20 protein-coding genes and 1 pseudogene (1 of these 21 only partly in view) are annotated in these 24,104 nt (G+C 72.9%); 13 read left to right on the top strand and 8 right to left on the bottom strand.

Annotation, left to right across the window (positions count from 1 at the left end; translation table 11 throughout):
• Positions 1-82: 82 nt before the first annotated feature.
• The gene (locus tag KO717_RS22210; RefSeq protein ID WP_301370583.1) at positions 83-1,309 is read right to left on the bottom strand and encodes an LCP family protein; all 1,227 of its coding nucleotides are present in this window, start codon (positions 1,307-1,309) and stop codon (positions 83-85) included.
• A 185-nt stretch (positions 1,310-1,494) separates the two neighbouring features.
• Positions 1,495-2,244 (bottom strand): TIGR03089 family protein, encoded by a 750-nt coding sequence (locus KO717_RS22215; protein ID WP_301370585.1) that lies wholly within the window; start codon positions 2,242-2,244, stop codon positions 1,495-1,497.
• Between the two features lie 139 nt (positions 2,245-2,383).
• Between KO717_RS22215 and KO717_RS22220 the strand changes: the two genes are divergently transcribed.
• Both KO717_RS22220 and KO717_RS22225 read left to right on the top strand, forming a co-directional pair.
• On the top strand, positions 2,384-3,772 hold the full coding sequence (locus KO717_RS22220) for a peptidoglycan recognition protein family protein (protein WP_301370587.1): 1,389 nt from the start codon (positions 2,384-2,386) through the stop codon (positions 3,770-3,772).
• Between the two features lie 214 nt (positions 3,773-3,986).
• Entirely contained in the window at positions 3,987-4,979 is a 993-nt protein-coding gene (locus KO717_RS22225) for a DNA-3-methyladenine glycosylase family protein (protein WP_301370589.1), read from the top strand.
• A gap of 18 nt (positions 4,980-4,997) precedes the next feature.
• Here the strand turns inward: KO717_RS22225 and KO717_RS22230 are convergent, their stop codons facing one another.
• From KO717_RS22230 to KO717_RS22240, 3 genes are all read right to left on the bottom strand, one after another.
• On the bottom strand, positions 4,998-6,296 hold the full coding sequence (locus KO717_RS22230; RefSeq protein ID WP_301370590.1) for a coenzyme F420-0:L-glutamate ligase: 1,299 nt from the start codon (positions 6,294-6,296) through the stop codon (positions 4,998-5,000).
• Positions 6,293-7,252, bottom strand: a complete 960-nt coding sequence (gene cofD / locus KO717_RS22235; protein ID WP_301370592.1) for a 2-phospho-L-lactate transferase — start codon at positions 7,250-7,252, stop codon at positions 6,293-6,295. Before cofD ends, KO717_RS22230 begins: the two co-directional genes overlap by 4 nt.
• Positions 7,253-7,330: 78 nt before the next feature.
• The gene (locus KO717_RS22240; protein ID WP_301370594.1) at positions 7,331-7,879 is read right to left on the bottom strand and encodes a cysteine dioxygenase; all 549 of its coding nucleotides are present in this window, start codon (positions 7,877-7,879) and stop codon (positions 7,331-7,333) included.
• Between the two features lie 629 nt (positions 7,880-8,508).
• Between KO717_RS22240 and KO717_RS22245 the strand changes: the two genes are divergently transcribed.
• The 3 genes from KO717_RS22245 (at position 8,509) to KO717_RS22255 (ending at position 14,208) form a co-directional block, all read left to right on the top strand.
• On the top strand, positions 8,509-8,772 hold the full coding sequence (locus tag KO717_RS22245; RefSeq protein ID WP_003983763.1) for a WhiB family transcriptional regulator: 264 nt from the start codon (positions 8,509-8,511) through the stop codon (positions 8,770-8,772).
• A 310-nt stretch (positions 8,773-9,082) separates the two neighbouring features.
• Complete coding sequence (locus KO717_RS22250; RefSeq protein ID WP_301370648.1) at positions 9,083-12,727, top strand: glycosyltransferase family 2 protein; 3,645 nt, start codon at positions 9,083-9,085, stop codon at positions 12,725-12,727.
• Positions 12,724-14,208: a DUF5719 family protein gene (locus KO717_RS22255; RefSeq protein WP_301370650.1), complete on the top strand. Its 1,485-nt coding sequence runs from the start codon at positions 12,724-12,726 to the stop codon at positions 14,206-14,208. Before KO717_RS22250 ends, KO717_RS22255 begins: the two co-directional genes overlap by 4 nt.
• Before the next feature lie 45 nt (positions 14,209-14,253).
• Here KO717_RS22255 and KO717_RS22260 read toward each other — a convergent pair whose 3' ends face one another.
• A complete protein-coding gene (locus tag KO717_RS22260; RefSeq protein WP_437184551.1) occupies positions 14,254-14,733 on the bottom strand; it encodes a metallopeptidase family protein in 480 nt (159 codons plus the stop codon).
• A 90-nt stretch (positions 14,734-14,823) separates the two neighbouring features.
• Between KO717_RS22260 and KO717_RS22265 the strand changes: the two genes are divergently transcribed.
• The 6 genes and pseudogenes from KO717_RS22265 to KO717_RS22290 all read left to right on the top strand — a co-directional run bounded on the left by KO717_RS22265 (position 14,824) and on the right by KO717_RS22290 (position 20,464).
• Positions 14,824-15,198 carry a DUF3499 domain-containing protein gene (locus KO717_RS22265; RefSeq protein ID WP_301370654.1) on the top strand — a complete coding sequence of 125 codons (375 nt, stop codon included), beginning with the start codon at positions 14,824-14,826 and terminating at the stop codon, positions 15,196-15,198.
• Positions 15,199-15,277: 79 nt separating this feature from the next.
• A pseudogene (locus KO717_RS22270) lies at positions 15,278-16,645 on the top strand (phosphomannomutase/phosphoglucomutase).
• Positions 16,646-16,870: 225 nt separating this feature from the next.
• Positions 16,871-17,056: a Trm112 family protein gene (locus KO717_RS22275; protein ID WP_030015246.1), complete on the top strand. Its 186-nt coding sequence runs from the start codon at positions 16,871-16,873 to the stop codon at positions 17,054-17,056.
• 83 nt (positions 17,057-17,139) lie between these two features.
• Positions 17,140-18,273, top strand: coding sequence for an SIS domain-containing protein (locus KO717_RS22280; protein WP_301370660.1), 1,134 nt, complete (start codon positions 17,140-17,142; stop codon positions 18,271-18,273).
• Between the two features lie 37 nt (positions 18,274-18,310).
• Positions 18,311-19,468 (top strand): mannose-6-phosphate isomerase, class I, encoded by a 1,158-nt coding sequence (gene manA / locus KO717_RS22285; RefSeq protein ID WP_301370661.1) that lies wholly within the window; start codon positions 18,311-18,313, stop codon positions 19,466-19,468.
• Positions 19,469-19,540: 72 nt separating this feature from the next.
• A complete protein-coding gene (locus KO717_RS22290; protein ID WP_301370662.1) occupies positions 19,541-20,464 on the top strand; it encodes a cation diffusion facilitator family transporter in 924 nt (307 codons plus the stop codon).
• 72 nt (positions 20,465-20,536) lie between these two features.
• Here the strand turns inward: KO717_RS22290 and lepB are convergent, their stop codons facing one another.
• The gene (lepB, locus tag KO717_RS22295) at positions 20,537-21,184 is read right to left on the bottom strand and encodes a signal peptidase I (RefSeq protein WP_301370663.1); all 648 of its coding nucleotides are present in this window, start codon (positions 21,182-21,184) and stop codon (positions 20,537-20,539) included.
• A gap of 382 nt (positions 21,185-21,566) precedes the next feature.
• Between lepB and ahcY the strand changes: the two genes are divergently transcribed.
• Together ahcY and KO717_RS22305 are read left to right on the top strand one after the other, a co-directional pair.
• Positions 21,567-23,003 carry an adenosylhomocysteinase gene (gene ahcY, locus KO717_RS22300; protein ID WP_301370664.1) on the top strand — a complete coding sequence of 479 codons (1,437 nt, stop codon included), beginning with the start codon at positions 21,567-21,569 and terminating at the stop codon, positions 23,001-23,003.
• 109 nt (positions 23,004-23,112) lie between these two features.
• Complete coding sequence (locus KO717_RS22305; protein WP_301370666.1) at positions 23,113-23,733, top strand: hypothetical protein; 621 nt, start codon at positions 23,113-23,115, stop codon at positions 23,731-23,733.
• Between the two features lie 4 nt (positions 23,734-23,737).
• On the opposite strand, the gene KO717_RS22310 is transcribed toward KO717_RS22305, so the two are convergent.
• Positions 23,738-24,104, bottom strand: the end of a protein-coding gene (locus tag KO717_RS22310) for an RDD family protein (RefSeq protein WP_301370667.1). 542 nt of this gene lie beyond the right edge of the window; the window shows 367 of its 909 coding nt (coding positions 543-909); its start codon lies beyond the right edge, outside the window; it ends in the stop codon at positions 23,738-23,740.

A 24,104-nucleotide genomic window follows, 5' to 3' on the forward strand; every position in this document is an offset into this window, starting at 1 on the left:
TGCTGGTGACAAATTCCACTCCCCTTATAACGGGGTGAACCGCCCATCCTGCTCGGTTCGGGCACCGGCTTTTGGGATTGCTTTACCGGCAGTCGGCGTTACCTGCAGTGGTTCCGGTGAAAGTAGGGACGGGTACCTGAGGTGTGACGGTTCCCTCGTCGGTGGAGTCCGTGTCCTGACCCACCTCCGTGCCCGCCCCCCGGCCCTCGGCCGCGGCTGCGCTCGGCGTGGGCTCCGGCGGGGCGACCGTGACCGGCTTGTCCGTCCTCAGCTGCTGGAACAGCCGCTCCGCGTCGGGCTCGACCAGCTCGTCCCGGTTCGGGTCGGGTGCGTACGGCTTGCGAGGCACCGTCAGGAACTTGACCTGATCGGTCGGGATGTCGCGCATGCCCCGCACGAGTTCGTACAGGCCGCGCAGCGAGGCCAGTCCCGGGTCCGTGGTCACCGAGGAGGTCGCCGCGTCCAGCAGCGGGTACAGCCGCGCCGGATTCAGCAGCACCCCGTTGCTCTGCACCTTCTTGACGAGCGAACCGAGGAACTGCTGCTGGCGGTCCATGCGTTCGGTGTCGCTGCCGTTGCCCAGGCTGTGGCGGGCGCGGACGTAGCCCAGGGCCTGCTCGCCCCGCAGCGTCTGGCGCCCGGCGGCGAGCCGCAGCTTCGCCTCGGCGTCGTTCACCGGCTCCTTGAGGCAGACCTCCACCCCGCCGATGGCGTTGACCATCTTCTTGAACCCGCCGAAGTCGATCACCATGTGGTGGTCGACGCGGATCCCGGTCAGCTTCTCCACCGTACGGATCGTGCAGGCGGCCCCGCCCCACTGGAACGCCCAGTTGAACTGCGCGAACCGCTCGGCGGTGCGGCTCCCGTCCACCTGCCGGCAGGAGGGGATGTCCGTCATCAGGTCCCGGGGTATCGACACCGCGGTCGCGCTCCTGCGGTCCTGCGGCAGGTGCAGCAGGATCGTGGTGTCCGAGCGCTGGGTGCCCCCGTCCTGACCGTACTTGGCGTTGTCCTTGCCGGAGCGCGAGTCCGAGCCGATCAGCAGGATGTTCTGGGCCCCGGTGGCCAGGTGCGCCGGGCGCTCGCGGTCGTAGCGCCGCAGCTCGGCCGCGGCCGAGGTGTCCTCGGTGATGTTCCCGTCGAGCTTGTTGTAGAGCCACCAGCCGGTGGCCGTGCCCGCCAGGACCAGGAAGGCCGCCCCGAGGCCGATCCAGCGCAGCAGCCGGCGCCGGCGCCCGCGGGTGCGCGGGGGGCGCCCCGCGGACCCGGCCGCGCCGGTGCCGCCCGGTATGCCTGCGCTGTCCGTCACTGGCGTCCGTCCCCTCGCCGCTACGACTGCGGGCCGTCGGCCGTACGGGTGAGCACGGCCACTGCCGATGCTGCCCCCGGGACGCCGGAGCAGCTCGGGGGCGGGGGTCTGTCTAGAGCCGTACGGGTGACAAATCGCCCGTACCTGCCTTTCACCAGTGTGAGTGACAGGCCTCCGGGCGGCGATCAGACGGTGTGGGTGACGCGCTCGCTCTCGCTGCGCTGGGCCAGCCCGTCCGCCGGGAGCCGGTCCAGGTTCCGGCACAGCACCACGGACCCGCCGGCGGCCAGCGCGGCGTACAGCCCGGCCGAGAGCCCGTCCCAGGTGTCGTAGCCGAGCCCGGTCAGCACCCGCGAGCCCTCGCCGAGGCCGAGCTTCGCCGCGTCCTCGCGGGCACGGGCCACCAGCGCCGTGTGCGTGAGCTCCTCGCCACCGACGACCAGCGCCGGACCTTCGGGATCCACCGGCACGAAGGGCGCGAAGCGGTCACCCTGCCCCGGCACCTCCACCGCGTAGTCCGCGAACCCGGCCGGCGGCTGCGGGAACCGGCCGCCCAGCGGCCGCAGCGCGAGCGCCACCCGCTCACCGCCGCACGCCAGGGCCCGCTCCAGGGTGTCCGGCCCGCTGACGACGAGATCCGCGTCCGCCGGATCCCTGCCCACCTCGGCGACGACCCCGACGGAGGCGCAGGCGAGCAGCCACACCGCGCTCTGCCAGTGCGCCGGCAGCATCAGAGCGAGCCGGTCCCCGGGCTCGGCCCCCAGGTCGCCCTGGAGCAGATTGGCGGTCTTGGCCACCCAATTGGCGAAGGTCGCGACGGACAATTCGACGCGCTCGCCGGTGGCATCGTCGTAGAAGGTGACGAGCGGGCGGCCCGGATCGGCGGCGAGCGCGGATCGCAGCAGGTCGGCAGGGGTGCGGTCAGTGGCGTTCACCCGGCACAGCGTACGCGGGCCCGTCCCCCGTACGGGGGCCGCCGGCTCCTCCGTACGGGGGAGGGGTACGCGTGGCGGGGCGGACGGAGCGTCAGTTCTCGGATGGCGCCGGGCGATCCGCGTGCTCACCATCCTTTTCATGCGTGGATTCCTTGCTTCCTCGATCGGCGTCGCGACGGCCGCCGTACTGGCCCTGCCCCTCGCGCTCCCCACCCCCGCCCTGGCCGAGACCGCCCCCGTAACCCCCGCCGGTTCCACCCAATCGCTGCCGCTCGTCCCGCTGGGACCCTCGGCGACGCGGGCGCCCGGAGTCCCCGGAATGAGCGCCTCCCCGAGCCGCCCCGAGACGCAGGGCCTGACCGCACGCGAGGTCAAGACGTTCTCGCTGGTCGGTGTGGTCTGGGACGACGCGGCCACCGAACTGCACGGCAGGGTCCAGGTGCGGACCCGCTCCACCCGGACCGCCACCTGGTCGGACTGGCAGGACGTCGAGACCCACAACGGCGAGCACGCCGCCGACCCCGACGCGGCGGAACGCGGCTCCGGCCGGATCCGCGGCGCCACCGCCCCGCTGTGGGTGGGCGAGTCCGACGCCGTGGAGGTCCGCGTCCAGGCCGAATCCGGCGCCCCGGCCACCCGCGCCCCCTCCCGGCTGCCCACGGGTATGCGGATCGAGCTCGTCGACCCGGGCGCGGAGACCCCCGCCGCGGGCTCCGACGGCAAGAACACCGGCCCCGACGGCGACGGCAAGGGCGAGGTGGCGGTGCCCGCCATGACGATGGAGACGGCGGAGTCCTCCGCCGCGAACGTCCCGCACGCCTCGCTCGGCGCGAACGAGATCACCGCACTCGACAAGGCCGACTCCACCGCCGACGCGATCTTCGCGAGCGACGGCGAGCTGACCGCCGCGGCCGCCCCGTACATCGGTCCGCGCCCGCGGATCGTCACCCGCAAGGGCTGGGGCGCGGACGAGAGCCTGCGCGAGTCGGGCTTCGTCTACACGAGCACCGTCAAGGCGGCCTTCGTCCACCACACCGCCTCCGGCAACAACTACGCCTGCAAGGACGCCCCCGCGGTCCTGCGCAGCCTGTACCGCTACCACGTGATCAGCAGCGGCTGGCGGGACTTCGGCTACAACTTCGCCGTCGACAAGTGCGGCACGGTCTACGAGGGCCGCGCGGGCGGCGTCTCCAAGGCGGTCCTCGGCGCGCACACGATGGGCTTCAACACCAACAGCATGGGCGTCGCGGTGCTGGGCACCTTCACCTCCTCGGCCCCGCCCGCGGTGGCGGTCGACGCGGTCGCGCGCCTCACGGCCTGGAAGCTCGGCCTCTTCGGCCGGGACCCGCGCGCGAAGACCACCCTGACGTCGGGCGGGGGCAACCGCTACCCCAAGGGCAAGAAGGTGTCGATGAACGTCATCTCCGGCCACCGGGACGGCTTCGCCACCCAGTGCCCGGGCACGAAGCTCTACGGCAAGCTGGGCGCCACCCGCAAGGCCTCGGCAAAACTCCAGGGCCGCCCTTAGCCTCCGGCGGTCCGCAGGCCGGATACGTGCGGCCCCGTCCCCGGGCCTCGGCCCCCGGGGGCTCCGCCCCTTCCAGCCCCTCCGGCGTTCGAGGAGCGGGGTCCGGGGCGGAGCCCCGGTCTTCGAGCCTCGCCAGGGGGCACCTCCCAGCGGTGGCCGGGGGAGATCGAGGCGCGGGAACCGGCGGAGCATCCGGCAGGGCTACGCTCGACGCATGGCCGGCCGCTTCGATCCCCTCACCCGTACCGCCGTGCGCGGCGGCCGCACCGACGTCCCCGCGGGCCCGGGCGGCACCGCCGGCGCCGGAGCCAAGGAACGCCACTGGGCCCCCGACGGTCCCCTGGACCTCGGACTCACCCTCGGCCCCCTCAGGCGCGGCCCCGCCGACCCCACCTTCCGCACCACCCCCGACGGCTCGGTCTGGCGCACCGCCCGTACCCCGCAGGGCCCGGCCACCCTCCGCGTGGCCCGCGCGGGCGAGCAGGTGCACGCCGAGGCCTGGGGCCCCGGCGCCGACTGGTTCCTCGAACAGCTCCCCGTGCTCCTCGGCGCCGGCGACGACCCCGCCGCCTTCGTCCCCCGCCACCGCCTCGTGCACGCCAGCCACCGCCGCCGTCCCGGCCTGCGCCTCACCCGTACCGGCCTGGTCCTCGAATCCCTGATCCCCACGATCCTGGAGCAGAAGGTCACCTCCGACGAGGCCTACCGCTCCTGGCGCCGGCTCGTGAGGCAGTACGGCGAGCCCGCGCCCGGGCCGCAGGACCTCTGCGTCGTGCCCGACGCCCGCACCTGGGCCATGATCCCGTCCTGGGACTGGCACAAGGCCGGCGTCGACGCCAAGCGTTCCGCCACCATCGTCCGGGCCGCCCGCGTCGCGAACCGCCTGGAGGAGGCCGCGGCCATGCCCCCGGCCGAGGCCGTACGAAGGCTGGAGGCCGTCCCCGGCATCGGCCCGTGGACCTCCGCCGAAACCCTCCAGCGCAGCAACGGCGACCCCGACGCCGTGACCACGGGAGACCTCCACCTCCCCGGCATCATCGGCTACGCCCTCGTCGGGGACCGCGACACCGACGACGCGGCCATGCTGGAGCTCCTCGCCCCGTACGCCGGGCAGCGCCACCGTGCCGCCCGCCTCATCCTCCTCGCGGGCCAGTCCCCGCCCCGCCGCACGCCCCGTATGCCGCGCGGTGACATCGGCCGCCTCTGACGCGTCCGGCCCGAAGGCTCAGCGAACCTCGATGAAGTCCGCCGCGGAGCGCCCCGGCCGGTCCGCCGGGGCCGCCGCCGGGTGTCCCACCGCCACCGTTCCCATCGGGTCCCAGTCCTGCGGCAGCTCCAGCACCTCCCGCACCACGTCCCGGCAGAACATCGTCGAAGACACCCACGCCGACCCCAGCCGCTCCCCGGCCAGCGCGACCAGCAGGTTCTGCACGCCCGCGCCCATCGCGACCACGAACATCTCCCGCTCCGCCGTGTCCCGCCGGGCGTGCCCGTAGTGGTGCGCGCCGTCCGTCACCAGACACGGCACCACCAGGTACGGGGCGGCCCGCAGCACGTCCCCGCGCCGCACCCGCTTCGCCACGGACTCCTCGGACTTGCCGTCCGCCCGCAGGTCCGCGACCCACGCGTCCCGCATCGCGTCCAGCAGCCGCACCCGTGAGGCCTCGGACTCCAGCAGGACGAACCGCCACGGCGTCGTGTGGTGGGGGGCCGGGGCCGTCACGGCCGCCGCCACCGCCCGCCGCACCGCGCCCGGGTCCACCGGCTCCGCGGTGAAGGCCCGTACCGTACGGCGCTGCGTCACGGCTTCCCGTACCGCTTCCGAGGTGCCCAGCCGGAACATGTCGTCGGCGGGGGAGCGCACCAGGTCCCGGGCCGAGGAGCCCTCGCCCAGGACGTGGGCCAGCCCGCGCACGACCGCCACCGGCAGCCCGGCCGCCTTGCCCTTGACCAGGTCACCGGCGGCGGCCAGCTCGTCGGCGGTCGCCACCACCGTCGAGCTCAGCGGATTGCCGTGCGCGTCCGTGCCGCCGCGCAGGTCGTCCAGGACCCGCACACCGGCCGAGCCGATCGCCACGTCCGTCAGTCCGGTGCGCCACGGCCGCCCGAAGGTGTCCGTCACGACCACGCCCACGTCCACGGACAGGGTGTCGCGCACCCCGGCGCGGATCGCGGCGGCCGAGCCGTCCGGGTCCTCGGGCAGCAGCAGTACGGTGCCGGGGGCGGTGTTGGAGGCGTCCACACCGGCCGCGGCCATCACCAGGCCCTGCCGGTTCTCGACGATCCGCAGCGGACCCCGGCGCGCGACGACCCGTACGGTCTCGGCGTCGATCGCGGCCTCGCGCGAGTCGGCCTCCACGATCCGGCCCTCGGCCTTGGAGACGATCTTCGAAGTGACCAGCAGGACGTCTCCGTCGCGCAGGTCGGGAGCGGCGGTCGTGATCAGCTTCGCCAGGTCGTCGCCCGGCCTGACCTCCGGGATCCCGTCGAGCGCCCGCACCTCGTACGCGGGCACCCGCGTCACCGGGAGGCCTCCGCCAGCTCCAGTGCGGCGCGGGCCATCTCGGCCGTGGCCTCCACGTCGGTCATCATCAGCGGCACCGCGCGGCAGGTGATCCCGGCGGCCTCGACCTCCGCGACGGCGTCCGCGTCCGAGGTGTCCACGAGCCAGCCGTCCAGCAGCCCGGTCCCGTAGTGCAGGGCGACCGCGGCGGCGGTGGACTCGACACCCACCGCGGCGAGCACCTTGTCGGCCATCCCGCGCACGGGCGCGCCCCCGACGATGGGGGAGAGGCCCACGACGGGCGCCCCGGCGGAGGCCACGGCGTCCCGGATGCCGGGGACGGCGAGGATCGTGCCGACCGAGACCACGGGGTTGGACGGCGGGAAGATGATCACGTCGGCGGCGGCGATGGCCTCCAGCACACCGGGGGCGGGCTTGGCCTGCTCGGCTCCGACGGGTACGACCGCCTCCGCGTCCACCGAGGCGCGCAGCCGGACCCAGTACTCCTGGAAGTGGATGACGCGGCGTTCCCCGGTGCCGGCCTCGGTGATCGCGACGTGGGTCTCGACCCGGTCGTCGGACATGGGCAGGAGCCGTACGCCGGGCTGCCAGCGGTCGCAGAGGGCCTCGGTGACGGCGCTCAGCGGGTAGCCCGCGCCGAGCATCTGCGTACGCACGATGTGAGTGGCGAAGTCGCGGTCGCCGAGGCCGAACCAGGTGGGTCCGACCCCGTACGCCGCGAGTTCCTCCTTGACGGTGAAGGACTCGTCGGAGCGGCCCCAGCCCTGGTCCTCGTTGATGCCACCGCCGAGGGTGTACATCACCGTGTCCAGGTCGGGGCAGACCTTGAGCCCGAAGAGGTGAATGTCGTCACCGGTGTTGCCGATGACCGTGATGTCCGCGTCGGGCACCGCCGACTTGAGTCCGGACAGGAACCGGGCGCCGCCTATACCGCCGGCCAGAACAACAATGCGCATGCAGACAGTCTGTCAGCCGAAGGCTGTCGGCGAGGGGTGGTGGTCGGGCGACGGGTGGGACTGTCAGGCCGATCGACGTCAGGCCGGTACGGACGCGGTTTCGGCCGGGGAGCAGCTGTGCATCGGCATCTCGGTCAGGCCGGGGAAGTAGACGTGCAGGCTGACCGCGCCGTCGAGGGTGTCGTTGACGACCTCGTGGGCGTAGCCGGGGGCGAAGACGCGCTGGGTGCCGGGGCGGTGGGTGGTGCGGCCGCGGGGGGTGTGCTCGGTGAGCTCGCCCTCCAGGACGGTCATGACGCCGGAGGAGGCGCCGTGGTCGTGGAGGCCGCTGCCCTGGCCGGGGACCCAGCTGAGCAGCCAGACCTCGTAACCGGGGCCGGTGCGCAGCCGGTGGTACCAGCGGGTGGTGGCGTCGTACTCGACGAGGTGCTCCCAGGAGGCGCGGTCCTCGGCGATGGAGCGGGCGAGCCCGGCGAACTCGGCGACGGTGGCCGGGTGTTCACGGGCGGGCTGGAGGAGGTGCTGGACGGCGAGGATGTCGCCGGCGATCTGGAGGTCGCTCTCGACCGTCGCGGGAGCGACGGGAGCGGCGGAAGCGGTGGGGGTGGCGCTGTTCGTGCTGTTCATCGTGGGGGGTACCTCGACGGATGTCAGTCGTGCTGGCGGTTGCTGCGGGGACGGGCCGGAGCTCTGAGGAGCCGGGGCTCCGCGGGCATCAACAGCTGCAACAGCAACAGCGAACCTGGGCAGCGCACAGGAACCCACGAATGGGGGTCCGGGTGGTGGCTGCGGGCGCTGACATGCAAACAAGGAGAACGGCTCGGGGGCCTGACTGTCAACCCAATGTCCGGTTTGGGGTAAAAGTTTCACCTCATCCGGTTACCGTGCCCGGAGAAAGGTTTGTGCACTGTGCGGCAGGGGATGTGGCGCTGTGTCGGCGCTCAAACCCGATCCCGACTTCCGTGACCTGAATGTGATCTGCGCCGCTTCTCCGGCCGGACCGCAACCCTGCCCGGAGGTGGCACGTGGAATACGGGTAAAGGCGGCATCCTGTGGCGCCGGTGGCATGTGTCACGATTTTTGGCGATATGAACACTTTCTGCATAGGCTTGGTTCCGCAGAGTGAATAAGGGGCCCAATAGCAGATCTCGGCTTGACTGCCCCGGAGCCACGCACTTGTAATTTCACTCGTGTCGTTACGTAGCAATCAGTGACGACATCGTCACGGGGACGCACAGACAGAGCGAGGGGCGCACATGACCGAGCTGTTTCAGGAACTGCTGGTCGAGGAGGCGGACGAAGAGCTCGGGTGGCAGGAGCGCGCTCTGTGCGCCCAGACCGACCCCGAGTCCTTCTTTCCCGAGAAGGGCGGCTCCACCCGCGAGGCCAAGAAGGTCTGCCTCGCCTGCGAAGTCCGCTCCGAATGCCTTGAGTACGCCCTCGCCAACGACGAGCGATTCGGCATCTGGGGCGGTCTGTCCGAGCGGGAACGCCGCCGCCTGAAAAAGGCAGCGGTCTGAAACGGCCGACGCACCACCGGTCAGGCACCTACCGCACATCGCACGACATATCGAACGCACCGCAGCACGCACCACGGAACGCACCGCAGCACGCACCACGGGACACACCACAGAGCGCACTTCGACCCATGACGGACAGCGCGCCGGCCGGGACGACGAGCGCGACACACAGCACGGCACACGGTCCGCCTCCTGCACCTTCCCCGCAGGAGGCGGACCGCTGTCTTGGCAGCCGTTAGGGTGGGGCGCTGTCCAGCAGCCTCCGAGGGCACACCACCCCCGGACCCCCGGCCGGAGGGCCCGTACCGCGATGTCCCTGCACAGCCAGTCGACGGCCTCCTACCAGGCCCCAGCCACACCCGAGTTCCCCCGGCACGTCGTCACCGCGGTCCTCGTCGCCCATGACGGCGCCCGCTGGCTGCCCCGGACACTCGCCGGCCTCCTCGGCCAGGAACGCCCCGCGCAGAACCACGTCGCCGCCGACACCGGCAGCGCCGACGACTCCGCGCGCCTGCTCACCGAAGCCCTCGGCGACGACCACGTCCTGCACCTCGCCCGCCGCACCGGCTTCGGCACCGCGGTCGACGAAGCCGCACGCTCCGCGGGCACCCTGACCCCCGAGGACCTCCCGTACCTCAAGCGCCCCAGCGGCTGGGACCCCGTCAGCCGCACCTGGCGCGACGACACGTACGACCTGCCCGACCTCCCCCACGGCGAACCCGTCCAGTGGCTCTGGCTCCTGCACGACGACAGCGCCCCCGAACCCGACGCCCTCACCGAACTGCTCCGCGTCGCCGAGGAAAACCCCGACGCCGCCGTCATCGGCCCCAAACTGCGCGGCTGGTACGACAAGAAGCAGCTCCTCGAAGCCGGCGTCACCATCGCCCGCAGCGGCCGCCGCTGGACCGGCCTCGACCGCCGGGAACAGGACCAGGGCCAGCACGACCAGGTCCGCCCGGTCCTGTCCGTCTCCACCGCCGGCATGCTGGTCCGCCGCGACGTCTACGACGAGCTCGGCGGCTTCGACCGGCGCCTGCCCCTGATGCGCGACGACGTCGACCTGTGCTGGCGCGCCCAGAGCGCCGGCCACAGCGTCCTCGTCGCCCCCGACGCCGTCCTGCGGCACGCCGAGGCCGCCGCCCGCGAACGCCGCACCGTCGACTGCGCCGGACGCACCACGGCCGGCCCGCACCGCGTCGACAAGGCCGGCGCCGTCTACACGATCCTCGCCAACAGCTCCGGCCGCGCCCTGCCGTACGTCCTGCTGCGCGTCCTGCTCGGCACCGTGCTGCGCACCCTCGCCTACCTCATCGGCAAGGCCCCCGGCCAGGCCGTCGACGAACTCACCGGCCTGCTCGCCACCCTCCTGCGCCCCGGCCGGCTCCTCGCCGCCCGCAGGGCCCGCCGCCGCCCCGCCGTCCCCGCCGCCGAACTGCGCCCGCTGTTCCCCCCGCCGGGAGCCTCCCTGCGGGCCAACGCGGAACAGCTCGCCGGCTACTTCGGCAGCGACCGCGACACCGCCGCCGCCCCCGCGGGCCGGCACGGCGGAGGCAGCGTCCTCGACGCCCCCGGCGAAGACGGCGACTACCTGGTGGAGACCGAGCGCTTCGCCCGCCTCAAGCGGCTCGCACGCAACCCCGCGCCCCTCCTCCTCGCCGTCCTGGCCGTCGTCTCCCTCGCCGCCTGCCGCGCCCTGATCGGCGGTGGCTCCCTCATGGGCGGCGCCCTGCTGCCCGCCCCCGGCAGCGGCTCCGAACTCTGGGCCGCCTACACCGACGGCTGGCACGCCGTCGGCACCGGCTCCACCGCCTCCGCGCCGCCCTACCTGGCCGTCCTCGGCACCCTCGCCACCCTCCTGTTCGGCTCCACCCAGGCCGCCCTGACCCTGCTGCTCGTCGGATCCGTCCCGCTCGCCGGCCTCACCGCCTACTTCGCCTCCCGGCCGCTCGTCGAATCCCGGCTGCTGCGCGCCTGGGCGGCCACCGCCTACGCCTTCCTCCCGGCCGTGACCGGAGCCCTCGCCGGCGGCCGCCTCGGCACCGCCGTCCTCGCCGTCGTGCTCCCCCTCCTCGCCCGCTCCGCCGTCGCCGCCTTCGACCTCGCCGACGGCGCGGAAGCCACCGACCGGCGGGGCGGCCGGCGCGCGGTGTGGACGTACACGCTGCTGCTCACCCTCACCACCGCCTTCACCCCCGTCGTATGGCCGCTGGCCGCCGTCCTCGGCATCGGTGCGCTGGTCCTGCGGCGCGCGCACTGGAAGGCGTACGGCCTGCGGCTGCTCGCCACCCTCGCCGTCCCGCTCGCCGTGCTCGCCCCCTGGTCGCTGGGCCTGCTCACCCACCCCGGCCGCCTCCTGCACGAGGCCGGACTGCCCTACGGAGCCGGCTCCGCCGACGCCCTCGGCCTGCTCGCCATCAGCCCCGGCGGCCCCGGCACCGGCGCCGGACCGGTCCTCGCCGGCATCGTCCTCGCCGCCCTGGCCGCCCTGCTGCGCACCGACCGCGCCTTCGCCGTCCGCACCGCCTGGGCCGCCGCCCTGGCCGGACTGCTCCTGGCCGTCGTCCTCAACCGCACCGCCTGGGCCGGACCCGCCACCCTCGTCTACGGCCTCGCCCTGCTCACGGCCGCCGCGCTCGGCGCCGACGGAGCCAAGGAACGCGTGGCCGCCCGCAGCTTCGGCTGGCGCCAGCCGCTGGCCGCCCTCATCGCCCTGGCCGCCGCCGCAGGCCCGCTGGTCGCCGCCGCCACCTGGATGCTCGCCGGCGCCGACGGCCCGCTGCAGCGCCGCGACCCCGTACAGGTCCCGGCCTTCGTCGCGGACGCGGGCGGCGACGACAACCAGACCCGCACCCTGATCCTCGACCTGGACCCGCCCGCCACCGTCTCCTACAGCCTCGTCCGGGGCTCCGGCGGCCGCATCGGCGACGCGGAGGTCGCCGCCCGCACCGGTGGCGACGCCCGCCTCGACAAGGTCGTCTCCAACCTCGTCGCCGGCTCCGGCGCCGACCAGTCCAGCCAGCTCAGCGCCTTCGCCATCCGCTTCGTGATGTTCCGCCCCGGCGGCCCCGAGGAGATCCGCCGCGTCCTCGACGCCACCCCGGGCCTCAGCCGCCGCCACCAGCAGGACGGCACCGCCCTGTGGGGTGTCGAACCCTGGCTGCCTCGCGCGGTCATCGTCTCCGGCAAGCAGGGCGAGGCCCCGATCCCGGTCGCCGCCGGACCCGTCGAGGCCCACAGCAAGATCCCCGCCGGTGACGCGGGCCGCGTCCTGCGCATCGCCGACCGGGCCGACGAAGGCTGGCAGGCCACCCTCGACGGCAAGCCACTCAAGCCCAAGACCCTCGACGGCTGGGCGCAGGGCTTCGAACTGCCCGCCGGCGGCGGCCGCCTCGACCTCGTCCACGAGGACTCCCTGCTGCAGACCGCCTGGTACTGGGCCCAGGGCCTCCTCGCCCTGGTCCTGCTGGTGATGGCCCTGCCCGGCCGCCGCGCGGAACTCGACGACGACATGCCGGACGAGGAGACCGCGCTCCCGGACCGGCCCGGCCCGGGCGAGGCCGGCGAGGGCCGCCGCGCCCGCCGGCTGCGCGCCGAGGCCGAACCGGCCCCCGTACCGGTGGAGACCGCGGCGGTCGCCGACCCGTACGCGCAGATCCCGGCACAGCCGGTGTACGGCGACGACAGCTACGCGTACCAGGCCTACGGCGACCAGGGCGGCTACGCGTACGAGCCGCAGCAGCAGGCCCCGTACGACCAGTACCCGCAGTACGGCCAGCAGGCCGGCCACGGCGGGCAGGGCGGCCAGGGCGGGCAGAACGGCCAGGCCTACGAGGACCCCTACCCGCAGCAGCCCCAGCACCAGCCGGTCCAGGACCCGGACCAGCAGCAGTACACCTACCCGTACGAGCCCTACCCGCCGTACGACCAGCGCCCGGACGGGAGCCACCAGCAGTGAAGCAGCGCGCACCCCTGACGCTGGCGGCGGTGACCGCGGCCCTGGCCGCCCTCACCGGCGTCGCCGCCCTCACCGCACCCGCCGCCGACGGGAAGGCGGCCGACGGCAAGGCGGCGGCCGCCGCCCGGATGCCGGTGGAGCGGTCCCTGCTGGTGTGCCCGGGGCCCAGCTCCTCGGACATCGCCGAGACCACGTACACGGCCTTCACCCCCGGCGGGCCCGCCGGCGAGGGCAAGGGCTCGGCCCGGTTGCTCGGCGCGACCAAGGACGCCAAGCCGGTGCTGGAACCCAAGGAGCCGGGCAAGCCCCTCGGGGCCACCGCCAGCGGAGCCGACGCACCCGCCCTCACCGGCAGCGCCGACGGGATCCTCGCCCCCGGCTGGACCGCGCAGCTGACCACCAAGGTCTCGGTCGGCCGGACCCGCGGCGTGCTCGGCGTCGGCTGCACCGCACCCGGCACCGACTTCTGGTTCCCCGCGGTGAGCACGGCCAAGGGACGCGAGGACTACGTCCACCTCACCAACCCCGACGACGCCGCGGCCATCGTCGACATCAAGCTCTTCGGCCCGGACGGTCCGGCCAAGCCCGACGCCGGCACCAGCGAGAGCATCCGGGTCGACCCCAAGTCCACCAAGACCGTCCTGCTGTCCACCCTGGTCCCGGGCGCCCAGCTCGCGGACGCCACCGCCCACGTGACCACCCGCGCGGGCCGGGTGGGCGCATCGGTGCAGGTCGGCGAGGAGACGGTGGGCGCCGACTGGCTGCCGGCCTCCGCCGACCCGGCGGGCTCGCTCGTCCTGCCGGGCATCCCGGCGGACGCCGCCTCCGTACGGCTGGTCGTCTTCGTACCGGGCGAGGAGGACGCGGACCTGAAGGTGCGCCTGGCCGCACCCGGCGGCTCGATCAGCCCGGCGGGCAACGAGCAGCTGCACGTCAAGGCCGGTATGACGGCGGCCGTCGACCTCAAGGACCTGACCCGCGGCGAGGCCGGCTCGCTCCTGCTGACCCCCTCCGACCCCAAGAAGTCCGCCCCGGTCGTCGCGGCGGTACGGGTGGTCCGCGGCAGCGGCGCCAAGCAGGAGATCGGCTTCATCCCTGCCACCGGGCCGGTCGGGGCACGGGCGACCGTGGCCGACAACCGGCCGGAGGAGAACACCACCCTGCTGGCCCTGACCGCTCCGGCAGCCGACGCGAAGGTCAAGGTCACCGCCTCGCCGGGCACCGGCGGCGGCGAGGCGGCCTCCCAGGAGGTCACCGTCAAGGCGGGCACCACACAGACGCTCTCCCTGGCCCCCGCGGGCGGCAAGGGCTCCTACGCCCTCACCGTCGAGACCCTCTCGGGCGGCCCGGTCCACGCGGCCCGCACCCTGTCCCTCCCGCACGAGGGCATCGCGATGTTCACCGTCCAGGGCTTCTCCGACGACCACTCCACCGTCTCGGTCCCCAAGGCCGCCCAGGACCTCTCCGTCCTGACCCGATGACGACCGGATGACGGGGCACCCCCGGTACGCGCCGGCAGGACGGACTCAGTCCTGGCCGTACCGGGGGTCCACCGTCTCCGGCGAGAGCCCCAGCAGCTCCGCCACCTGCTCCACCACGATCTCGTGGACCAGCATCGCCTTCTCGTCCCGCGTCTTCGTACGGATCTCCACCGGCCGGCGGAAGACCACGACCCGGGCGGGCCGCCCCTCGCGCGACTCCGACACCGCGCCCAGCGGCACCGCCTCGTCGTTCCAGCCGCCGTCCGGACCGCCCGGCGGCCCGGGCACGTCACCGATCAGGAACTCCACCTCGGACAGCTGCGGCCAGCGCCGCTCCAGCCGCTCCACGGAATCCCGTACGAGGTCCCCGAACAGCTCCGACCGGCTCGCCGACAGCGGCACCTGAGGAGGGGCCACCGGACCGCGCATCCCGCGCCCGTGCCGGTCCCGCCGACGCGGGCGCGGCTCGGCTCGGGTCCCCGTGGGGGGCTCGGCGGGACAGGGAGGAAGAGGGGTGTCGGTCACCCCCGCAGGGTAGCTCCGAGCACGACACGGGGGAGTGAGCGGCGGTGGAGTCGTCGCGGCCCGGTCAAGAGTGCGGTACCGTCCAACGTCGTGAGCCTTGTACGTCGCTGTTCGCGCACCGCGTGCGGCCGCCCTGCCGTCGCGACACTGACGTACGTCTACGCCGATTCGACCGCAGTTCTCGGCCCGCTCGCCACCTACGCCGAACCCCACTGCTACGACCTGTGCGCCGAGCACTCGGAGCGCCTGACCGCCCCACGGGGCTGGGACGTCGTGCGCCTGTCCGACGGCTCCGGGCCGTCCCGCCCCAGCGGCGACGACCTCGAAGCCCTCGCCAACGCCGTCCGCGAAGCCGCCCGCCCGCCGGGCCGCGCGGCCGAGGCCGGCGGTCCCGGCCAGGGCGGCCCGTCCACCGGCGAGACCCGTCGTGGACACCTGCGCGTCCTGAGATCGCCCGATTCCTGACGCTCCGGTGGCCTGAAGAGCTGCTCCTGGTTCAGGGTAGGTTTTGCTGAACCGCACAGGACCTTCAGGAGGGCAGGCAGTGGCCGCAGATCTTTCGAACATCGTCAAGGCGTATGACGTGCGTGGCGTCGTGCCGGACGAGTGGGACGAGTCCCTGGCCGGGTTGTTCGGTGCCGCGTTCGTGGAGGTCGTGGGGGCGGGTGCGATCGTGATCGGTCATGACATGCGTCCGTCGTCGCCGGGTCTGTCGGCGGCTTTCGCGCGGGGTGCGGCGGCGCGTGGGGTGGATGTGACGTTGATCGGTCTGTGTTCGACGGATCAGCTGTATTACGCGTCGGGTTCGCTGGGTCTGCCGGGTGCGATGTTCACGGCGTCGCACAATCCGGCCCGGTACAACGGGATCAAGCTGTGTCGTGCGGGTGCGGCTCCGGTGGGTCAGGACACGGGTCTGTCGCAGATCCGGGCTCTGGTGGAGAAGTGGTCGGACGAGGGTGCCCCGGAGGTCGTGGAGGGCACGGTGGCGGCACGGTCACGGAGCTGGACTCCCTGCCGGGTTATGCGGCGCATCTGAAGGGTCTGGTGGACCTGGCGTCGATCCGTCCGCTGAAGGTGGTGGTGGACGCGGGCAACGGCATGGGCGGTCACACCGTCCCGACGGTGTTCGAGGGCCTGCCGCTGGATGTGGTCCGATGTATTTCGAGCTGGACGGGACGTTCCCGAACCACGAGGCGAATCCGCTGGATCCGAAGAACATCGTGGATCTTCAGGCGCGGGTGCTGGCGGAGGGTGCGGATCTGGGGATCGCGTTCGACGGTGATGCGGACCGCTGCTTCATCGTGGACGAGCGGGGTGTGGGTGTGTCCCCGTCGGCGGTGACGGCGCTGGTCGCGGCGCGTGAGCTGGCGCGTAACGGCGGTTCGGGCACGGTGATCCACAACTTGATCACTCCTGGTCGGTGCCGGAGGTCGTGCGGGAGAACGGTGGCACGCCGGTTCGTACGCGGGTGGGTCATTCCTTCATCAAGGAGGAGATGGCGAAGACGGGTGCGATTTTCGGTGGTGAGCACTCGGCGCACTACTACTTCAAGGATTTCTGGAACGCGGACACGGGGATGCTGGCGGCGTTGCATGTGCTGGCGGCGCTGGGTGGTCAGGGGGGTCCGTTGTCGGAGTTGGTGGCTTCCTATGACCGGTATGCGGGTTCGGGGGAGATCAACTCGACGGTCGGTGATCAGGCGGCGCGTCTGGTGGCGGTGAGGGAGGCTTTCGCCGGTCGTGAGGGTGTCTCGCTGGATGAGTTGGACGGTTTGACGGTGACGGGTGAGGACTGGTGGTTCAACGTCCGTGCCTCGAACACCGAGCCGTTGCTGCGGCTGAACGTCGAGGCCCGTGACGAGGCCACCCTGGCCAGGATCCGCGACGAGGCCCTGACCCTCATCCGCGCCTGACCCATCCGGCAGGGCTCCGCCCAACCCAGCCCCGCCGGCGTTTGAGGAGGGGGCACCTCCCAGCGGTAGCTGGGGGAAGGTCCGGGCGGAGCCCGGTGCCCGGCGGAGCCGGGTTCCCCGGGGGCGCAGCCCCCGGGGCCCAACCCGCCCCCACGACACCGCACCGCCACGAACTCGGCGGTACGCTGACCTCGCCCCACCCACATGCCCGAAGGGAATCGCCCCATGCCGCTCGAAGCCGGCCTCCTGCAGATCCTCGCCTGCCCCGCCTGCCACTCGCCCCTCGAGGACAAGTCGGCCGACGAGACCGCCCCCGAGCTGATCTGCACCGGTCAGGACTGCGGCCTCGCGTACCCGGTCCGTGACGGCATCCCCGTGCTCCTCGTGGACGAGGCCCGCCGCCCCGCCTGACCCCCTGCCGCGCCGCACAGGCATACGCAGACGCTGAGACCGATTCCGCCACCCTGGATCCGTCAACACCGCCGGAGGCCGCCATGCTCGACGAGTCGCTCCTCGACGCACCGGACGATCTCGCCCGCGTCGACCGCCGGGGCCTGCTCCGCGGTGCGGCCGAGGCCGGAGCCAGAGTCCGTACCGCCGCCCGGCACGCGAACGAGGCCGGTCTCGCCGAGCTGCGCCCCGACGGCCGCCCGCGCTCCGTCCTGATCGCCGGGCCCGGCACCGCCGCCACCGGCGTCGCCGACCTGCTCGGTGCCCTCGCCGGAGCCTCCGCGCCCGTCATCCGGCTGGATCCCACCGGCGTCGCCCACGCGGCCGGCGCACTGCGCTGGGCCCTGCCCGGCTGGGCCGGACCCGTAGACCTGCTGCTCCTCGCCACCACCGACGGCACCGAGCCCGGGCTCGCCGTCCTCGCCGAGCAGGCGTACCGGCGCGGCTGCACCGTCGTCGCCGTCGCCCCCGAGCGCTCACCGCTGAGCGAGGCGGTGGACGGCGCGCACGGACTCCTCGTACCGATGGCCAAGGCCCCGTACCAGGAGTACGACGAGTCCGCCGCGGCCGGACCCGGCGCCCTGTGGGCCCTGCTGACGCCGCTGCTACTGCTCCTCGACAAGGTCGGGCTGATCACCGCCGCCCCCGACACCCTGCAGCTCGTCGCCGACCGGCTCGACCGTACGGCCGAACGCTGCGGGCCCGCCATCGCCACCTACTCCAACCCGGCCAAGACCCTCGCCGCCGAGCTGGCCGACTCCCTCCCGCTCATCTGGAGCGAGGGCACCGGCGCCGCCCCCGCGGGCCGCCGGTTCGCCGCCACCCTCGCCGAGCTCGCCGGCCGCCCCGCCCTGGCCGCCGTGCTTCCCGAGGCGCTGCCCGCCCACGGCGTCCTGCTCGCCGGATCCTTCGCCGCCGGCGCCGACCCCGACGACTTCTTCCGTGACCGGGTCGAAGAGCCCCAGGCCCTTCGCGCCCGCATCGTCCTGCTGCGTGACCGGCCGGCCGGCGGCCTCACCGCCGCCCCCGCCGCACGCGAGCTCGCCCTCAGCCACGACACGGCGGTCAGCGAGCTCGAACCGGAGGAGGGCGTCGAACTGGAGCAGCTCGCCGAACTCCTCGCCGTCACGGATTTCGCCACCGCCTACCTGGCGTTGGCTTCCGGGGGACACAGCTGAGGCACTGAAGTACCCAGCTCTATCCAGGAAGACGACGATGGACCGCCTGACGAACACGATCCGCCCCTACGCCTGGGGATCCACCACGGCCATCCCCACGCTGCTCGGTGTCGAACCCACCGGTGAGCCCCAGGCCGAGATGTGGATGGGAGCCCACCCGGGCGCCCCCTCCCGCATCGACCGGGGAGCGGGCGAGCGGGCGCTCTCGGAGGTCATCGCCGCCGATCCCGAAGGCGAGCTGGGCGCTGCCACCGTCGCCAAGTTCGGCCCCCGGCTGCCCTTCCTGTTCAAGATCCTCGCCGCCGGCGCCCCGCTCTCCCTGCAGGTCCACCCCGACCTGCTCCAGGCCCGGGCGGGCTTCGAGGACGAGGAGCGCCGCGGGGTCCCGATCGACGCGGACCACCGCAACTACAAGGACCCCAACCACAAGCCCGAAATGATCTGCGCGCTCACCGCGTTCGACGGGCTGTGCGGCTTCCGCCCGCCGCTGGAGGCCGCCGACCTCCTCGCGGGCCTGGACGTGGACAGCCTCAAGCCGTACGTCGACCTGCTGCACGCGCACCCCGAAGAGGCCGCCCTGCGCGAGATGCTGACGGCCGTACTGATCGCGGACCGCGCCGAGATGGCCCACACCGTGCACGAGGTCGCCGCCGCCGTCACACGCCTCGGCGGCCGGTACACCCCGTACGCCACGCTGGTCCACCACTTCCCGGGCGACCCGGGAGTCATCGCGGCGATGCTGCTCAACCACGTCCGACTCCAGCCCGGCGAGGCGATGTTCCTCGGCGCCGGCGTCCCGCACGCCTACATCGACGGCCTCGGCGTCGAGCTGCTGGCCAACTCGGACAACGTGCTGCGTGCCGGGCTCACCCCCAAACACGTGGACGTGCCCGAGCTGCTGAAGATCGCCAGGTTCGAGCCGGGCGACCCGAACCTGCTGCGCCCGGAAGGCGACGGCGAGGAGGTCTACGAGACCCCCATCGACGAGTTCCGGCTCTCCCGCTTCCTCCTCGCGCCCGGCGGCGCCTCCCGCGTGCTCCCGCACGACACCCCGCAGATCCTGCTCTGCACCGCCGGCTCCCCGCGGGCCGGCGAACTGGCCCTGACCCCTGGCGAGTCGGTCTTCGTACCGGCGGGCGAAAAGGTCGAACTGACCGGAAGCGGGACGATCTTCCGTGCCACCGTGGTGGTCTGACGTAGCGTCCCTCCCACCGGCTGCAACAATGTGCGGCCGGTAGTCAGTGGCTAGGAAGGACACCCTGCACCCATGAGCGCGTCGGGCGGTACCAAGGCGATCGTGGCGGCACTCGCCGCCAACCTCGCCATCGCTGTAGCCAAATTCGTGGCATTCCTCTTCAGCGGCTCCTCGTCGATGCTCGCGGAAAGCGTCCACTCGCTGGCCGACTCCGGGAACCAGGGCCTGCTGCTCCTCGGCGGCAAGAAGGCCCAGCGCGAGGCGACGCCGCAGCACCCCTTCGGCTACGGGCGCGAGCGCTACATCTACGCCTTCCTGGTCTCCATCGTGCTCTTCACCGTCGGTGGCATGTTCGCCATCTACGAGGGCTACGAGAAGATCCACGACCCGCACGAGATCACCAACTGGTACTGGCCCGTCGGCGTCCTCGTCTTCGCGATCATCGCGGAGTCCTTCTCCTTCCGTACCGCGATCAAGGAGTCGAACGAGATCCGGGGCAAGCAGACCTGGACCCAGTTCGTCCGGCGCGCCAAGGCCCCCGAGCTGCCCGTCGTCCTCCTGGAGGACTTCGGCGCGCTCGTCGGCCTGGTCCTGGCCCTCGGCGGCGTCGGCCTCGCCCTGCTGACCGGCGACGGGATCTGGGACGGCATCGGCACCCTGTGCATCGGCATCCTGCTCATCGTCATCGCGATCGTCCTGGCCGCGGAGACCAAGTCCCTGCTGCTCGGTGAGGCCGCCGGCATCGAGGAAGTCGAGAAGATCAAGGCCGCGGTGGTCGACGGGGACGTCGTCACCCGCGTGATCCACATGCGCACCCTGCACCTGGGCCCGGAGGAGCTGCTGGTCGCCGCCAAGATCGCGGTCGAGGGCAACGACACCGCCACCCAGGTGGCCGACGCGATCAACGCCGCCGAGGCCCGCATCCGCGAGGCCGTCCCGATCGCCCGGGTGATCTACCTGGAGCCGGACATCTACCGCCCCGAAGCCGCCAAGTAGCCACGTGGCCGTGAACGTCCGAAGGCCCCCGCGAGCAGCAGCCCGCGGGGGCCTTCGCCGTGGCCGGAGCCCTCAGACCCCCGGCGGCGGCATCAGCCCCGCGTACGCCGGGTGCACCGCGGTCGCCGCCGCCCGGCGGCGAAGCCGCAGCGAGACGGCGCCGAACAGCGCACCGGCGCACAGCACCGCGACGCCGACGAGTGCCGCGGACCGCAGGCCGACGAGCAGCGGATCGCCCTCGGCGACCATCGTGCCGTTCACGTCCGCCATGGGCACGGTTCCGCTCTCCGAAGCCTCGAACCGGAAGCGGGAGTCGGCGGAGTTGCCGCGGTTGTCGCCCAGCACGAACAGCCGGCCCCTGGGCACCCTCACATCGAACGGGGGCGACCCCGCCACCGGATCGCCGTTCAGCACGTACGGCTCGTCCAGCGGCTTCCCGTTCAAGGTCAGCGTCCGGTCCCCGGGCGTGTACGAGATGTGGTCGCCGCCCACCGCGACCACCCGTTCCACGGACTGGCGCTGATCACCCCAGGCCGTGGAGTCGAAGAGCACCACGTCGCCGCGGTCCACCTTGACGGCCAACAGGTTGAAGGCCACCGACGATTCCGTGGCGATGGTCGGCCTCATGTGGCTCCCCGGCACGAACTTCGTCGGCATGAAGAAGTACCCGCCCAGACCCCCGACACAGCCCAGAAGCGCACCCAGCACCAGCAGCGCCACCGATGTCACCCCTAGCCGACGTCCCGCCACCCGGCCCTGCGTTCCCATGCTTCCGCCCCTGCTCCGCTCGATCCGACGTGCGGCCGAACTGTACGGGCCCGGCCGCGCCGGGCCCGCCGACGGGGTGTCACACCACGTGAGGGGCCCGTCGGGGCGCCCGCAGGAAAGACGTGGCCAGTTCTCCGGCCGACTGGGGCAGACTCCGCCGATCGGTGTAGATTCGTGCCCAGTGTCAGGCGTCGCTGCTGATGGCGGGTCGGGCGGTCCCTGCGACCGGCCGAGGGGAGAGAGGACCCCCGACGGACTGTGCTCGGTGCCCCGTCCCCAGGACGGCGCACGGCCCAGCCGTACCCACCCTCTCGAACCATGAGGAGCAGCACCCATGGACTTCAAGGTCGCAGACCTCTCCCTTGCCGCGTTCGGCCGCAAGGAGATCACCCTGGCCGAGCACGAGATGCCGGGTCTGATGTCGATCCGCGCCGAGTACGCGCAGGCGCAGCCCCTGGCCGGCGCCCGCATCACCGGCTCGCTGCACATGACCGTGCAGACCGCCGTACTCATCGAGACCCTCGTCGCCCTCGGCGCCGACGTCCGCTGGGCCTCCTGCAACATCTTCTCCACCCAGGACCACGCGGCCGCCGCCATCGCGGTGGGCCCGAACGGCACCCCGGAGAACCCGCAGGGCGTCCCCGTCTTCGCCTGGAAGGGCGAGACGCTGGAGGAGTACTGGTGGTGCACGGAGCAGGCGCTGACCTGGCCGAACACCCCCACCGGCGGCCCGAACATGATCCTCGACGACGGTGGTGACGCCACCCTCCTCGTCCACAAGGGCGTCGAGTTCGAGAAGGCCGGCTCCGCCCCGGACCCGTCGACGGCGGACTCCGAGGAGTACGCCCACATCCTCACCCTGCTCAACCGCACCCTCGGCGAGTCCCCCCAGAAGTGGACCCAGCTCGCGTCCGAGATCCGCGGCGTGACGGAGGAGACCACCACCGGTGTCCACCGCCTCTACGAGATGATGTCCGAGGGCACCCTGCTGTTCCCGGCGATCAACGTGAACGACGCCGTCACCAAGTCGAAGTTCGACAACAAGTACGGCTGCCGCCACTCCCTGATCGACGGCATCAACCGCGCCACCGACGTCCTCATCGGCGGCAAGGTCGCGGTCGTCTTCGGCTACGGCGACGTCGGCAAGGGCTGCGCCGAGTCCCTCCGCGGCCAGGGCGCCCGCGTCATCGTCACCGAGATCGACCCGATCTGCGCGCTGCAGGCGGCGATGGACGGATACCAGGTCGCCACCCTCGACGACGTCGTCGAGACGGCCGACATCTTCATCACGACCACGGGCAACAAGGACATCATCATGGCCTCCGACATGGCCAAGATGAAGCACCAGGCCATCGTGGGCAACATCGGCCACTTCGACAACGAGATCGACATGGCCGGCCTCGCGAAGGTCGAAGGCATCGTCAAGGACGAGGTCAAGCCCCAGGTCCACACCTGGAAGTTCCCCGACGGCAAGGTCCTGATCGTCCTCTCCGAGGGCCGCCTGCTGAACCTCGGCAACGCGACCGGCCACCCGTCCTTCGTGATGTCGAACTCCTTCGCGGACCAGACCCTGGCCCAGATCGAGCTCTTCACCAAGCCGGAGGAGTACCCGACCGAGGTCTACGTGCTCCCGAAGCACCTCGACGAGAAGGTCGCCCGCCTCCACCTCGACGCCCTCGGCGTCCGCCTCACCACCCTGCGCCCGGAGCAGGCCGCGTACATCGGCGTCCAGGTCGAGGGCCCGTACAAGCCGGACCACTACCGTTACTGATCAACCCCTGATCAGCCTCTGATCAGCGGCGGCAGAACGTGAAGCAGGCCCCCGGCACCCGTGCCGGGGGCCTGCCCCATACCCCTCGACCCCAAGAAGAGTGCGCACCATGCCCCGCGGCCGCTACTCGCTCCACGACCCGCACGACCACACCCCGCTCGGCGAGGAGCACTTCCACTGCGCCCCCGGGCCCTCCGGCTGGCGCTACGTCTCCCAGCTCACCCGCCCCGACGGGGAGCACTGCGGCTCCGTCGACCTGGCGATCGACGAGCTCGGCCGCCCCATCCGCCTGGAGGTCAACGCCGCGAGCTGGCAGGTGCGCGGCGCCGCCATCGACGGCGTCACCTGGGTCCGGACCGACCCCACCGGCACCGAGGCCACCGAGGGCAACATCGCCGCCCCCGGCTTCACCGGCACCTCCCCGGCCTTCCTCATCGCGACGGCCCGCCTCCTGCGCCTGGCCCCCGGCGCCCCCGCCACCCGTGTCCGGCTCCTGGCCCTCACCGACCCGGTACTGGCGCCCCGTACGGTCGACCAGGCCTGGGCCCTCGTCGCCCGCCAGGAACACCCCACGGACAGCGGCCCGCTGCTGGTGGACGAGTACCAGGTCAGCGCCCTGGACACGGGGGAGGTCCACACGATCCACATCGCCGGGGACGTGGTCCTCTCGGCCCCCGGCATCGAACTCGAACACCTGGAGACACCGCCCTCGGCCTTCGAGGAACAGTGATCCCTCAGGCGGGCGGCGCGAACCCGCCGGCGCGCGGAGTCTCCGCAGGCGCCACGGGCGCGGGAGCCACGTAGGGGACCGGCGCCACGACCGGCACCGGCCCCGGCACCGGTGCGGGTGCAGGTGCGGGCCCGGTAGCGAACCCGGCACCGGGACCGCCGGCGGACGGCCGGAACGCCCGGGCGGCGTCGCGCGACTGCCGCTCGTGCACCACGGCCATCAGGAACGCGGCGGCCGGCACCCCGGCCGGCGGCGGCGCCCCCGTACGCGCCACCAGATCGTCCGCCAGCCGCATCGCCATCGCGGCGCCCACCTGCGGATCCAGCTGGTTCATCCGCGTCAGGTACTGGCGTATCGCCAGCCACAGTCCT

Source organism: Streptomyces xanthophaeus, from assembly GCF_030440515.1.
Lineage (GTDB): Bacteria > Actinomycetota > Actinomycetes > Streptomycetales > Streptomycetaceae > Streptomyces > Streptomyces kutzneri.